This window comes from Myroides odoratimimus (genome assembly GCF_004337635.1).
In the GTDB taxonomy this organism is placed as follows: domain Bacteria; phylum Bacteroidota; class Bacteroidia; order Flavobacteriales; family Flavobacteriaceae; genus Flavobacterium; species Flavobacterium odoratimimum.
On sequence record NZ_CP037427.1, the window covers coordinates 1,265,081 to 1,278,600 of the forward strand.

At 35.3% G+C, this 13,520-nt stretch carries 11 protein-coding genes; 7 read left to right on the forward strand and 4 right to left on the reverse strand.

Going from position 1 to position 13,520, the window contains the following annotated elements; translation table 11 throughout:
* Nucleotides 1–4: 4 nt before the first annotated feature.
* From glmS to E0Z07_RS05845, 3 genes are all read left to right on the forward strand, one after another.
* A complete protein-coding gene (gene glmS / locus E0Z07_RS05835; RefSeq protein ID WP_041888359.1) occupies nt 5–1,849 on the forward strand; it encodes a glutamine--fructose-6-phosphate transaminase (isomerizing) in 1,845 nt (614 codons plus the stop codon).
* 153 nt (nt 1,850–2,002) lie between these two features.
* A complete protein-coding gene (gene atpD, locus E0Z07_RS05840) occupies nt 2,003–3,514 on the forward strand; it encodes a F0F1 ATP synthase subunit beta (protein WP_006257781.1) in 1,512 nt (503 codons plus the stop codon).
* Between the two features lie 26 nt (nt 3,515–3,540).
* Nucleotides 3,541–3,822 carry a F0F1 ATP synthase subunit epsilon gene (locus E0Z07_RS05845; protein WP_006266097.1) on the forward strand — a complete coding sequence of 94 codons (282 nt, stop codon included), beginning with the start codon at nt 3,541–3,543 and terminating at the stop codon, nt 3,820–3,822.
* Between the two features lie 62 nt (nt 3,823–3,884).
* On the opposite strand, the gene E0Z07_RS05850 is transcribed toward E0Z07_RS05845, so the two are convergent.
* A complete protein-coding gene (locus tag E0Z07_RS05850) occupies nt 3,885–4,445 on the reverse strand; it encodes a hypothetical protein (RefSeq protein ID WP_131540456.1) in 561 nt (186 codons plus the stop codon).
* A 188-nt stretch (nt 4,446–4,633) separates the two neighbouring features.
* On the opposite strand from E0Z07_RS05850, the gene radA reads away from it, so the two are divergent.
* Nucleotides 4,634–6,004: a DNA repair protein RadA gene (radA, locus tag E0Z07_RS05855; protein ID WP_006257778.1), complete on the forward strand. Its 1,371-nt coding sequence runs from the start codon at nt 4,634–4,636 to the stop codon at nt 6,002–6,004.
* A gap of 16 nt (nt 6,005–6,020) precedes the next feature.
* On the forward strand, nt 6,021–7,661 hold the full coding sequence (locus E0Z07_RS05860; protein ID WP_131540457.1) for a DUF4139 domain-containing protein: 1,641 nt from the start codon (nt 6,021–6,023) through the stop codon (nt 7,659–7,661).
* A gap of 70 nt (nt 7,662–7,731) precedes the next feature.
* Here E0Z07_RS05860 and E0Z07_RS05865 read toward each other — a convergent pair whose 3' ends face one another.
* Nucleotides 7,732–8,151 (reverse strand): hypothetical protein, encoded by a 420-nt coding sequence (locus E0Z07_RS05865; protein WP_131540458.1) that lies wholly within the window; start codon nt 8,149–8,151, stop codon nt 7,732–7,734.
* A gap of 28 nt (nt 8,152–8,179) precedes the next feature.
* Nucleotides 8,180–8,611 (reverse strand): hypothetical protein, encoded by a 432-nt coding sequence (locus tag E0Z07_RS05870; RefSeq protein ID WP_131540460.1) that lies wholly within the window; start codon nt 8,609–8,611, stop codon nt 8,180–8,182.
* Nucleotides 8,612–8,962: 351 nt separating this feature from the next.
* On the opposite strand from E0Z07_RS05870, the gene E0Z07_RS05880 reads away from it, so the two are divergent.
* Together E0Z07_RS05880 and E0Z07_RS05885 are read left to right on the forward strand one after the other, a co-directional pair.
* Nucleotides 8,963–10,711 carry an alkaline phosphatase D family protein gene (locus E0Z07_RS05880; RefSeq protein WP_131540461.1) on the forward strand — a complete coding sequence of 583 codons (1,749 nt, stop codon included), beginning with the start codon at nt 8,963–8,965 and terminating at the stop codon, nt 10,709–10,711.
* 243 nt (nt 10,712–10,954) lie between these two features.
* Entirely contained in the window at nt 10,955–11,752 is a 798-nt protein-coding gene (locus E0Z07_RS05885; RefSeq protein WP_131540462.1) for a M48 family metallopeptidase, read from the forward strand.
* A gap of 1,002 nt (nt 11,753–12,754) precedes the next feature.
* On the opposite strand, the gene E0Z07_RS05890 is transcribed toward E0Z07_RS05885, so the two are convergent.
* Nucleotides 12,755–13,438: a hypothetical protein gene (locus tag E0Z07_RS05890; protein WP_131540463.1), complete on the reverse strand. Its 684-nt coding sequence runs from the start codon at nt 13,436–13,438 to the stop codon at nt 12,755–12,757.
* Nucleotides 13,439–13,520 lie beyond the last annotated feature (82 nt).

Sequence of the window (13,520 nt, forward strand, 5' to 3'; positions counted from 1 at the left end):
AAGTATGTGTGGAATAGTTGGATACATAGGTCATCGCGATGCGTTTCCTGTTATTATTAAAGGTTTAACGAGATTAGAATATAGAGGCTATGACTCTGCTGGTCTTGCTATATTTGATGGAGAGACAATCAATCTTTGTAAAACGAAAGGTAAAGTTGTTGATTTAGAAGAAAAAAGTACAGATACAATAAAAAAAGGAACAGTAGGTATAGGACATACTAGATGGGCTACACACGGTGTTCCAAATGATGTGAATTCACACCCTCATTTTTCTAACTCTGGTGAATTAGTTTTAATTCACAATGGTATTATAGAGAACTACGATTCTCTTAAGCAAGAATTAATTAAAAGAGGATATACATTTAAGTCAGAAACAGATACTGAGGTATTAATTAACTTAATAGAAGATGTACAGAAGACTCAAGGTGTTAAGTTAGGGAAAGCTGTTCAGATTGCTTTAAATCAAGTAGTGGGAGCATATGCTATCGCTGTAATGGATATCAAAAAACCAGACGAAATAATAGCTGCTAGACTTGGTAGCCCATTAGCTATCGGAATCGGTGAGAATGAATACTTCATTACATCTGATGCTTCACCTTTTATCGAATACACGAATAATGCTATTTATCTTGAAGATGAAGAGATGGCTATTATTAGACTGCACAAGCCATTGCGCATTCGCAAGATTAAGGATGATTCATTAGTTACACACTACGTTCAAGAGTTACAATTAAACTTAGAGCAGATCGAGAAAAATGGTTATGATCATTTTATGCTAAAAGAGATTTACGAGCAACCAGAAGTAATTAAAGATACTTTTAGAGGTCGTTTATTAGCTGATCAAGGTCTGATCAGAATGGCAGGTATCGAAGATAATATCGATAAGTTCTTGAATGCGAAGAGAATTATTATAGCTGCTTGTGGTACATCTTGGCATGCTGCTTTAGTCGCTGAATATGTAATCGAAGAGTTTGCAAGAATACCAGTAGAAGTAGAGTACGCTTCTGAATTTAGATATAGAAACCCAATTATTGACTCTAGTGACGTTCTGATTGCTATTTCTCAATCTGGAGAGACTGCAGATACTCTTGCTGCTATTAAATTAGCAAAAGAAAAAGGAGCATTCGTATTCGGAGTTTGTAATGTGGTGGGATCTTCTATTTCTAGAGAGACACATGCAGGAGCTTATACACATGCAGGACCTGAGATCGGTGTTGCTTCTACAAAAGCATTTACAACTCAGATTACAGTATTGACTTTAATCGCTCTTCGTTTAGCAAAAGCAAAAGGAACATTAGCTAATTCTGAATATTTAAAATATTTGCATGAATTAGAGCTTGTACCTGAGCGCGTAGAAGAAGCGTTAACTCAAAATGAAGAAATATTAAAAATCTCTCAGGTTTATAAAGACTCGACAAACTGTTTATATTTAGGTAGAGGATATAACTACCCAGTGGCACTAGAAGGAGCTCTAAAACTGAAAGAAATTTCTTATATACATGCAGAAGGGTATCCTGCTGCAGAGATGAAGCACGGCCCAATTGCTTTAATTGACGAACACATGCCAGTTATTGTAATTGCACCTAATCAAGATCACTACGATAAAGTAGTGAGTAATATCCAAGAGATTAAAGCAAGAAATGGAAAAATCATAGCTGTGGTAACGAAAGGAGATAAGCAAGTAAGAGAGCTAGCTGATCACGTTATCGAAGTGCCAGGTATTTCTGAGGCTCTAACTCCAATATTAACGACAATTCCATTACAACTATTGTCTTATCACATCGCTGTTTTAAGAGAGTGTAATGTTGACCAACCGAGAAACTTGGCTAAGTCAGTGACGGTTGAATAATAGTAGAAAAGTGAGTCTTTTTAAGACTCGCTTTTTTTTTATTTAAAATAAAATTTCAAAGTTTTAATATTCAGAGAAAAAAACTATCTTTGCACTCTGAAAAAGTAGAATTTTTCGATAAACGTAAATAGCTGTTAAATAAATACATAAGCAATGTCTAAAGTTACAGGAAAAGTTGCGCAAGTTATCGGGCCAGTAGTTGACGTAGTATTCAACACTGCAAATGCCGAGCTTCCAAAGATTTATGATTCATTAGAAATCACAAAACCAGATGGTACTAAATTAATCCTAGAGGTACAATCTCATATTGGAGAAGATACAGTAAGAACAATTTCAATGGACTCTACAGACGGTTTAAGTAGAGGATATGAAGTAGCATCTACAGGATCTCCAATCCAAGTACCAATTGGTAAAGATGTATTTGGTAGATTGTTTAATGTTGTAGGAGACGCTATTGATGGTCTTGGAAACTTACCAAAAGAAGGTTCAAATGGTTTGCCAATTCACCGTTCTGCTCCAAAATTTGAGGATTTATCTACTTCAACTGAAGTATTATTCACAGGTATCAAAGTAATTGACTTAATTGAGCCTTATGCAAAAGGAGGTAAAATTGGTTTATTCGGAGGTGCTGGAGTAGGAAAAACAGTATTGATTCAGGAATTAATTAATAATATCGCTAAAGGACACGGTGGACTTTCAGTATTCGCTGGAGTTGGAGAGCGTACTCGTGAGGGTAATGACTTACTACGTGAGATGTTAGAGTCAGGTATTATTAAATATGGAGATGACTTCATGCACTCTATGGAAAATGGAGGATGGGATTTATCTAAAGTAGATAAACCAGGTATGAAAGAATCTAAAGCTACATTCGTATTCGGTCAGATGAATGAGCCACCAGGAGCACGTGCACGTGTTGCATTATCAGGATTAACTATTGCTGAGTTCTTCCGTGATGGAGCTGGTGATGACCAAGGAAAAGATGTATTATTCTTCGTAGATAATATCTTCCGTTTTACTCAAGCTGGTTCTGAGGTATCTGCATTATTAGGTCGTATGCCTTCTGCAGTAGGATACCAACCAACATTAGCTACTGAGATGGGAGCTATGCAAGAGCGTATTACTTCGACTAAAAAAGGATCTATTACTTCTGTACAGGCGGTTTACGTTCCTGCGGATGACTTAACTGACCCTGCACCAGCAACAACGTTTGCTCACTTAGATGCTACTACAGTATTATCTCGTAAGATTGCAGAGTTAGGTATTTATCCAGCAGTTGATCCACTAGAGTCTTCTTCTCGTATTTTGACTCCAGAGATCTTAGGAAAAGACCACTATGCTTGTGCTCAAAGAGTAAAAGAGATCTTACAGAAATATAAACAATTACAAGATATCATTGCTATCTTAGGTATGGAAGAGTTATCTGAAGAGGATAAACAAGCTGTATACAGAGCTCGTCGTGTTCAACGTTTCTTATCTCAACCATTCCACGTAGCTGAGCAGTTTACTGGTATCCCAGGTGTATTAGTTGATATTAAAGATACTATCAAAGGATTTAATATGATTATCGATGGTGAGTTAGACCACTTACCAGAGGCAGCTTTCAACTTAAAAGGTTCAATCGAAGAAGCGATTGCAGCTGGAGAGAAAATGCTTGCAGAAATATAATCTAATTAATATTTAAAAAGATCAACATGAGATTAGAAATTGTATCACCTGAGGCTACTTTATTTTCTGGAGAAGTTACTTCAGTTTCAGTTCCAGGAGCAAATGGAGAGTTTCAGATGTTAAATAATCACGCTCCTATTGTTTCTATCCTAACAAAAGGAAGTGTAAAGTTCACAGGGCAAAACATTTCTATTGCACCAGAGTTTAGTTCTAAATTCGAGAAAGTAAGTAATGATACTTATCATTTACCTATCAATCTTGGAACTATCGAATTAAGCGATAATAAGATTATTATATTAGCTAACTAATTAGCTGATTAGAAATATAAAAAGACCTACTCACGGAGTAGGTCTTTTTTTGTTATAAGTGGTTAAAAGTTGTAACCAATACTTAATCTTAACGCTAGGCCTGTTTCTTTTTCAGTTGGTCTATAGTCATAATGTATTCTATAGAAATCAAGACCTATACCAGCTTCGTAAGTAAAATTAGATTGACCTATATTCCGTCTTATATTCCACATAGGAGATAGATGAGATGATTTTTCTACTTTAATGTTGTCTTTCGAATCTGTACTTGTAAGTGCATCTGGAATATAATCAAAGCCTAAAGAAAGAAAGTTAGCTGAGTTATTCTTTGTGTTTTTACCTTTTCTAACTCTTTTATTATAGTTGTAGTAGTATCTAGATTCTACTCCTAAGGATAAAGAAGCAATGTAATCTACATAGTCAGAGTTGCCAAAGAAACCTACATTGTATTGTACTTTTCCTAGTATAGTTAACTGATCCACTATTGGGTATTCATAATTAACTCCAACTCCAAGTAGGTGTATTCCTGCTTCAAAACGTTTCTCTAGTTTTTGTTCTTGTGCATGCACAGCGTTAAAGCTTAATGTTAGTGTAGCTATTAAAGCTGTGTAAATTAATTTTTTCATGTGTTAATAGTGTGTTTTATTAAAGTAAATGTAATTGTTATTTAACAGTATATTTTCTACTTCGGTTTAAATTGTTTGATTATTGTTGCTTTTTTTTATTCTTATTTGTTTTTATAATAGTTCTTTTGATATTATTATTGTCTAATGATAACATCGTATCTTCGTAAGAAGATTTTAAAGAGAAAGTAATGGCAAAGGTAAAGACGGCTTTTTTCTGTCAGAGTTGTGGTACACAATACGCTAAATGGCAAGGACAATGTAATGCATGTAAAGAGTGGAATACACTTGTAGAGGAGGTAATCCAAAAAGAAGAAAAGACAGCGTGGAAAGCAGTAAGTAGTTCTCCTAATACCATGAAGAAGGTAGCGAAGCCTCTAAAGGTACGAGAGATTGACAGTACAGAGGAGATTCGTATGAATACTATGGATGGTGAACTTAATCGCGTTTTAGGTGGTGGATTAGTTCCTGGCTCTATGGTGCTTTTGGGTGGTGAGCCTGGGATAGGAAAAAGTACATTATTATTACAGATATCTTTGCGCTTACCTTTTAAAACTCTTTATGTATCAGGAGAGGAGAGTCAGAAACAGATAAAGATGAGGGCAGAGCGTATTAATCCTGCTAATGACAACTGTTATATCCTCACAGAAACTAATACACAGAATATCTTTCGTCAAATAGAGGAGATACAACCTGATGTGTTAATCATTGACTCTATTCAAACTTTGCATACCGAGTATATTGAATCTTCTGCTGGGACAGTGTCTCAGATAAAAGAGTGTACTGCAGAACTTACTAAATTTGCTAAAGAAACTGGAACTCCGGTGTTGATTATTGGACATATTACAAAGGATGGAAGTATAGCAGGGCCAAAAATGCTAGAGCACATGGTGGATACTGTACTACAGTTTGAAGGAGATAGAAATCATGTGTATAGAATACTAAGAGCGAATAAGAATCGTTTTGGTTCTACGGCTGAGCTTGGTATTTATGAGATGCAAGGAAGTGGTCTTAGAGAGGTGTCTAATCCTTCTGAAATACTAATATCGCATAAGGAAGAAGAGTTATCAGGTACAGCCATCGCAGCTACTTTAGAAGGAATGAGACCTTTGATGGTAGAAGTACAAGCGTTAGTGAGTACTGCTGTATATGGTACTCCGCAGCGTAGTGCTACGGGATATAATCTGAAACGACTGAATATGATCTTAGCAGTATTAGAAAAAAGAGCTGGATTTAGATTAGGGCAGAAAGACGTATTCTTAAATATCACAGGTGGTATTACTGTAGATGACCCTGCTATTGACTTAGGGGTGGTGGCAGCTATTCTATCTTCTGATCAAGATATGTCTATTGGTAAGGACTTCACATTCGCTGGAGAGGTAGGACTGTCTGGTGAGATAAGACCTGTAAATAGAGTAGATCAACGCATACAAGAAGCAGAGAAGCTTGGTTTCTCTACTATTTTTGTTTCAAAATATAATAAGATTAGTCATACAGGAAGAGGAATTAAGGTTGTTCTAGTGACTAAGATTGAAGATGTAGTCGAATACCTCTTCGGATAACTTAAAATTGAATACTATGAAAAAGAACTTAACGATTGTTGCATTAGCTTTGACTACGGTTATGACATGGGCACAGAAGCCTGTATTTACTCCTGCTAAGCTAGAGAGTGCTCGAGTGTACTTTAACAGTGCAGAATTAACGCATAAGGCTAAAGTGAAGCTGCCTAAGGGAACTTCAGAAGTGGTGATCACTAATGTAGCTGATTATCTAAACGAATCTACTATACAGATAGGATCTATATCTGAGGTTACAGTAATGGCTATACAGTATAGTAATCGCTATGTAGAAGAATATGATAGTGCAGTAGATTCTCCATTGTTGAAGCCTGTAAGGGATAGTATTAAATTAGTTCAAACTGAATTAAAGAAAGTGAATAATGCTATTGATGTAGAAAGTAGAACAATTGCTCTATTAGACTTTAACCAAAAAGTAGGTGGAGAACAAGGAACAACTACTGCAGAAGTGATGAAGATGGTAGACTACTATAGAACGAAGAGATTACAGCTGAGTACAGAGCTAGATAAGCTAAACGAGAAGAAGGATGAACTTAATACTCGACTAACCAACTTACAAGATAAACTTGCATTTAATGAAGGGAAAAGTGAGAAATCTAGCAAGGGTAAGCTGATTGTACAAGTAATGAATGACAGAGAGGGTGAAGTGCCTTTTCAGATTAAGTATTTAACTAATGCCGCGTCATGGAAGCCTTTTTATGACCTAAGAGTAGAGAAGATTAACGCTCCTGTGAAAGTAGTGTATAAAGCAGATGTAAAACAAAGTTCTGGTATTGACTGGAGAGGTGTGAATCTTAGCTTGACAAGTGGTGTAGCTAATCAGAGTAATGTTATTCCTACTTGGAGAACGTGGTTCCTTGATTATAATACTTATATAACGACTTCAGGATATAATAGAAATGCAAATAAAAAATTAAATGTAATGGCAGATATGTCTGCTAAAATGAGTTATGAAGCAGAGTCATCTTCTATGCTAAAGGATGCTGTTGTATATGAAGAGAGTACAATGAGTACTTTTACCCAAGTCAATGAATCACAGTTAAACGTATCATTTGATATAAATATTCCATACACGGTGATGTCTAATAATAAGTCACATAGTGTTACACTTAACGACTTTTCTATTCCTGCGGAGTATAAATATTATGTAGCTCCTAAGCTTGACCTAAATGCTTATTTAGTAGCAACGATTAAGGATTATGGTAATTATAATTTATTAGCAGGGGAGGCAAACGTAATCTTTGATGGAGTATATGTTGGTAAGACTATGTTGAATCCAGCTAACACAGAAGAGGAAATGAAACTAAATATGGGTAAAGACCCTAAAGTAGCAGTTACTCGTATCTTATTAAAAGATAAATCAGGTACTAAGATGTTATCTTCTAAAAAGTCTCAAAACTTCGTATACGATATTACTGTCCGCAACAACAAAGCTGAGCAGATAGATATACAAGTAGAAGACCAATACCCTATCAGTTCTAATAAAGACATAGAAGTAGAATTAACAGAGACTTCATCAGGAAAGCTTAATGAAGAGAAAGGGCTTGTGAAGTGGGATCTTAGACTGAAAGGAAATGATAGTAAATCACTTCGTTTTGGATACCAAGTGAGATATGATAAGAGTCAAAATTTAAACTTATAAGATTATAGCAAGTGAATAAAAAAGCAGGAGTGATAGATTCTATCACTCCTGCTTTTTTTATAAGGCTATTCTAATGCCTATATCTCAGCGAACGGTCTTTAGCTGTCCATATATCTTCTAAGTAATCTATCGTCAGAACAGTGTCTTTCTTGATAATTTCTAGTCTTGTAGAATTTTGTTTAGTGATTAGCGTATCTCCTATCTCTATTACCTTATAGAGGTATTCTTTCTCATAGAACCGCATATCATTGTCTAGTATGTAATAAGATCCTGCTCTAGATCCTTTATTAGCTTCTTGACTGATGACAACAGCCTTAAACTCTTTAAGTGTATTTTCTTTTAGTTGTCTATCATTCTCTGTGTAGGCATTTTCTCCTCCGCATTTATAAGCGATTAAGACGATAAGACATAATACAGCTAGCATAGGTATAAAAGGGTTTATACTTATGTTTTCGAAATCAAGTCCATCTTTAAACCAATTGTTTTTCATAGAAGTGTAGAGTAGTGATGGTAAGCTGTTATTTATAAAAGTTAGAACTTCTCGGTAATCTTGCCCAAATATCTGTCTTATAGTCTATATAGATTATAGTATCTTGTTTTCTGATTTCTAATGTAGAAGAATCTTTCTTAGTGATTAGGTTATCTCCTACATCTATTAAGTTAAAGATAGGGTGATATTTATAGAACTTCATATTGTTATCTAGCTGATAGTACTCCGTATTTCTATTATTTTTTTCAATGCCTTTATAGATTACAGAAGCATTAAACTCTCTTTTTATGTTTTCTTCTAATTCTTTATCATTGCGAGTATACACATTTTCATTGCTTTGGAAGTACATATCTACACCAAATATAGTCATTACTAGTAATGCCAATAACATAGGATATTTAGGAGTTTCTCCTTCGTTGAATAAATAATCAAACATTAGTCTAGTTGCTTTTGATAACATCTAAGGTACGTGTTATTGTTGAATAGAACTAATGACATTGTCTTTGAGGTCATCCTTCTATTTTAGTGTATAGAAGGATGAGATAGTCTAGAAGTTGTGTTTTTTGTATTTAGCTTTTGTTTAAAAGCAAGTAAAATTAGCGATATTAGAAATCACAGGAAGTATCAGTATCATCGCTAAAGCTAACATGGGGGGGCAGTATAGAGAACCTTTTCATAAGTACAACGGAAAACACCAAACAGTCTAAGCACCATAAATTAACATATCGCGCTTAATGGTTACGGATTGTTAACCTGGTTTTAATTCTCTGATAATGCGAGATGAGTTGTTTTGTGATAAAGTTTTTAAAGTATGGATAATTCACAATTCAATAGAAGGAAGTTCTTGCGCACTTCTTTATTAGCATCAGGAAGTCTTTTTTTAGCACCTATAATTATTAGTTGTTCTAATGATGATTCTAGTATTCCAGACACAGATGGTGTGGATGGACAATTTCAGATCAAAAACTTTGACTATGGTGTAGCTAGTTTTGATCCAACTGCTACTAGTGTGATCATTTGGACTCGTTATGCTAATGCAAATACAGAAATAGTATGGGAAATAGCAAAAGACCTTCATTTTAAAGATATTGTTCGTCAAGGCAAGGTTACTGTGGCCTCTCTTTCAGATAATACGATCGCTATAGAGATACAAGACTTACCTTCTAATAGTAAGTTCTATTATAGATTTTATAATGCTTTAGCTAAAGATACCTCTGTGATAGGGGAGACTATCACACTACCTGCTACATCAGATCAGGTAAGTAATGTGAAGCTAGCCATAGCGTCGTGTTCTAATTATCCAGCGGGTCTATTTCACGTCTATGGTGAGATGGCTAAGTCAGACGCGGATGTCATTATCCACTTAGGAGATTACATCTATGAGTACGCTCCTGGGCAGTACGGTACTAATGCGAGTACTATTGCCTTTAATAGAGCTCATAAACCGAATAAAGAGATCGTTACTTTAGAGGATTATAGAGAACGATATAAACAGTACAGAAGTGATGCTAACCTTCAGTTGGCACATCAGAAGAAGCCTTTTATCTGCGTGTGGGATGATCACGAGATAGCTAATGATACCTATAAAGATGGTGCAGAGAATCATCAGCCAGAAACAGAAGGTAGTTTTGAAACAAGAAAAAGAGCGGCATTACAGGCGTATAGTGAGTTTATACCACTAAAGACTGGTAAAGACGCTCGTATCTATAGAAGTTTTGACTTCGGTAATATTCTTTCCTTACACATGTTAGATACTCGTGTTATTGCAAGAGATAAACAGTTGAGTTACGGTAATTATATGACTGCTGAGGGCTTTGATCAAGCTAAGTTTATGCAAGATTATATGAATCCTAACCGTCAATTATTAGGGAAAGAACAGTTAGGGTGGTTAGCAGGTCAGATGAACTCTAGTGGGGCTACATGGCAAGTGTTAGGGCAACAGATCTTAATGGCGAAGATGCTTGTTCCTGCTGAGTTTTTAATGATTGTTAATCAGATTATGGCTGAAATAGAGGCTGGAGGAAGCGCTTCTGCTAATTCGATGCTTGCGTTACAAAAGGCTGTAGGAGAATTAGTAGTGATTAAAACTCGTTTATTACAAGGCGATCCTACGCTTACAGCACAAGAGAAGGCTAGAGTGACTACCGTGTTGCCATATAATTTAGATGCATGGGATGGGTATGCGGTGGAGCGAGAGATGCTGTATAGCTTGTGCAAAGGAAAAAAGGTGATGACTCTAGCAGGAGATACACATAATGCATGGTATAGTGAGATGAAGACACAGACTGGAGAGATAGTAGGATATGAGTTAGCGACTAGTTCTGTTAGTTCGCCTGGTATGGAGACATATTTAGGGATATCGAATGATCCGAGTCAGGCTAGACAATTAGAACAAGTAATGCCATTGCTAATAGATGAGCTAGACTATGTAAATCTAACAGATAGAGGATATTTATATATTGACTATACTACATCTGGCGCGAAGGCAGAGTGGAGATTTGTAGATACCGTATTGAATGCTAATTATACAGTACAAACTAAAAAAACAGTTGTGATATAATAAGTTGTTGTGTGTCATAATATTTAAGAGCTCTTAGGAGCTCTTTTTTATTTGGTAAAAGCGTTTTCATAGTGAGATACAGAAAACTTTATTTTTAGCCTTTTAGTGGAATAATAAGAGATTTTTTAGCTCTTTCTGAGAATATAATATGCCTGTTAAGCGTTGAATATGAGTATTTAATGTTCGATTAGCGAATTTAAAATAAAATAGTACATTTGTTCTTGTAAAAAAAATATTAACATTATGAAAAAAGTTTTATTATCTGCATGTTTAGTGTGTTTCGCAATAGGAACAGCTAATGCTCAGTTTGGTAAATTAAACCCAAAGAAGATCGAAGCTGGTCTAAAAGCAGCTCAGGCATTTACAGTAAGTGATGAAGAAGTAGCTCAGTCTGCTGCTGCTGCTGTTAAGTGGATGGATGAGAATAACCCTGTGTGTACAGTGAAGGATAAAGATCCTAAAATGAAGGCATACGCAGAGCGTTTAGAGCGTATCTTCGGGCCATATAAGAACTATGATGGTCTAGATCTAAACTATAAAGTATACTACGTTACAGACGTGAACGCTTTTGCTTGTCCTGATGGAAGTGTACGTGTATTCTCTTCATTGATGGATATTATGACAGATGATGAGCTATTAGGTATCATCGGTCACGAGATCGGACACGTAAAATTAAAGCACTCTTTAAACGGATATAGAAAAGTACTTCTTGCAGAAGCTGCTGTACAATTTGCTGGTACTACACAAGGTACAGTAGGTGACTTAATGAAAGGTGACCTAGGGGCTTTAACAGAGAAACTTATTGGAGCTCAGTTCTCTCAAGGACAAGAGACTGACTCGGATGATTACTCTTATAAATTCTTAGTAGCGAATGGTAAGAACCCACAAGCATTAGCAGATGGATTCCAAAAGTTTGCTGATATGGAGAAAGAGTATGGAGCTGATAAATCTACTAAAGCTAAAATATTCTCTACTCACCCTGATAGTGAGAAACGTGTAAAGCGCATCGAAGGTAAAATCAAAAAAGACGCTAAGAAATAGTCGTCTAAATGTCAATATGAAGAGCCACTTCTGTATAGAAGTGGCTTTTTTTTGTTTCTATGTATAAGTATGTAATCCTATTTTGAAGGAATACTTATACTAGCTTTCCCGTATGTATTAAAAAACACACTTCACTTTTTTTTAAAAATGCTGTTTTAGGCGTATTGATCAGGTGTATTTTAGAGTTATTCTCTCACTTTTTTTAGAAAAACATTGGTTTTGGGTACTAATGAAGTTTTATTCTAAAAAAAAGGATATGTTTTTTTGAATAGGTAATTATTGTAAGCTATTGTTATTTAGTTATTTGTGTTTTTATTGTGTTTTTCCTCTTCTTGGTGTACCTGTCTCTATCCTAGAGTATACCTATCTTCATTTTGAGTTGCTCGACAGTTAGTGGAGAATAGGTCGTAAATAGTGGACTAGAGAATTATTAGTCGAAGAATGCTTCTACTATTGATCATGTATTGTCCAAGAAGAAAGAATGGGGAAAGAAATGGCAGAGGTTCTATGCTATTTTAAGAAATAGATGGATGGGGTAGCATTTGATTATAGCAATACAGTTTGTAGCGCTTGATGTGAAGTGTTTACGCAAATGGTGTTGGAGATCTGTTGCTTAGAATTAGGTGCTAATCAGTAGAAGAATTCATGTTGTCTGGAGATTGAGAGTAGCTAAGAGAGAGCATTGATATATGGTTATCTTGATCTTTTCTTTTTTTTCCTCTTTTTCTTTTGATTGGGGTTTTTTACGATAAGGAGATGCTTTATATAAGCACCTAGTAAGATAAATATAAGTGCATCTACGAATATAAGGATGCTATACGCATTCCTAAGATTAATGTGATAGATAAATAAGCCTACTAGCGCTATTTGGCATAGTGCTAGTATTCTCATTTGTGTGGTTATCTTATTATGAGGCTTTGTACTCATGGTGTATTTATAGCTTGGATAATACTATATTCCCTTAGTGACAAGAGAGATGTGTTGTCATTATCTAAGAAGGAATTATTGGTTTATAATGAATAAAATAGCTATGATTATAAGGGAGATGAAGAAGTAGATTAGTTTACGAATATTCTTTTGCCTCCAATTTGGATCGTGGTCAGGTTTATCATTGTATCTGTTATCATCAGCGTGCTTATAGGGGGCTAATTCTTTAAATTCCTTGTTGTCTATCGAGGCTATACCTGTTCCAGTACCTATTAAGTCTATTGGGTCAAAGTACCGTATAGGATAAACTTCCTGTTTTTTTATGGATGTTATCTCTCTGTTTATATTCTTAATGAAGCCCTGTGGTGAGTCACAACAGCGAATATAGTATAGTATCTCTAAATTAATCACACTTCCTTGAGAGAGATGACTCTCTATACAAGCTATAAAATCATCGTATAGAGGTAATGCTTGATTGAGTTGCTTCTCTATCTTTCCTCTAGCTATTGTGGAATTGGTATGAAATTTTTCTTTAGAGATCGTGATTGTACATGCGGTGTTATCTATACTCTCATCATCTCTCTCATATTCCAGATCGAAATCTACGAATCTATAAGCTTGTTCCCAGTGAGGTATTCTACTACTTATCATCTCATGGTCTAGTAGGCAAATCCAGAAGAAAGGTAAAAATAACCTCTCTTCAAAGAGGGTAATAGAACTGTTGTCTTTAGTAATACTCAAAAAGATCTCGTTAGTCATAGCGTATTTTTTAAAGTATTAAATATAAGACAATTAAATACATGTTAAAAAAAATCCATTACTAACTAGTAATGGATTCTAT

Bases quoted from the DNA above. Each gene is read 5' to 3' on its own strand.
- E0Z07_RS05845 (WP_006266097.1), top strand. From the start codon at position 3,541: ATGAGATTAGAAATTGTATCACCTGAGGCTACTTTATTTTCTGGAGAA.
- E0Z07_RS05885 (WP_131540462.1), top strand. From the start codon at position 10,955: ATGAAAAAAGTTTTATTATCTGCATGTTTAGTGTGTTTCGCAATAGGA.
- glmS (WP_041888359.1), top strand. From the start codon at position 5: ATGTGTGGAATAGTTGGATACATAGGTCATCGCGATGCGTTTCCTGTT.
- E0Z07_RS05860 (WP_131540457.1), top strand. From the start codon at position 6,021: ATGAAAAAGAACTTAACGATTGTTGCATTAGCTTTGACTACGGTTATG.
- E0Z07_RS05865 (WP_131540458.1), bottom strand. From the start codon at position 8,151: ATGAAAAACAATTGGTTTAAAGATGGACTTGATTTCGAAAACATAAGT.
- atpD (WP_006257781.1), top strand. From the start codon at position 2,003: ATGTCTAAAGTTACAGGAAAAGTTGCGCAAGTTATCGGGCCAGTAGTT.
- E0Z07_RS05890 (WP_131540463.1), bottom strand. From the start codon at position 13,438: ATGACTAACGAGATCTTTTTGAGTATTACTAAAGACAACAGTTCTATT.
- E0Z07_RS05850 (WP_131540456.1), bottom strand. From the start codon at position 4,445: ATGAAAAAATTAATTTACACAGCTTTAATAGCTACACTAACATTAAGC.
- radA (WP_006257778.1), top strand. From the start codon at position 4,634: ATGGCAAAGGTAAAGACGGCTTTTTTCTGTCAGAGTTGTGGTACACAA.
- E0Z07_RS05870 (WP_131540460.1), bottom strand. From the start codon at position 8,611: ATGTTATCAAAAGCAACTAGACTAATGTTTGATTATTTATTCAACGAA.
- E0Z07_RS05880 (WP_131540461.1), top strand. From the start codon at position 8,963: ATGGATAATTCACAATTCAATAGAAGGAAGTTCTTGCGCACTTCTTTA.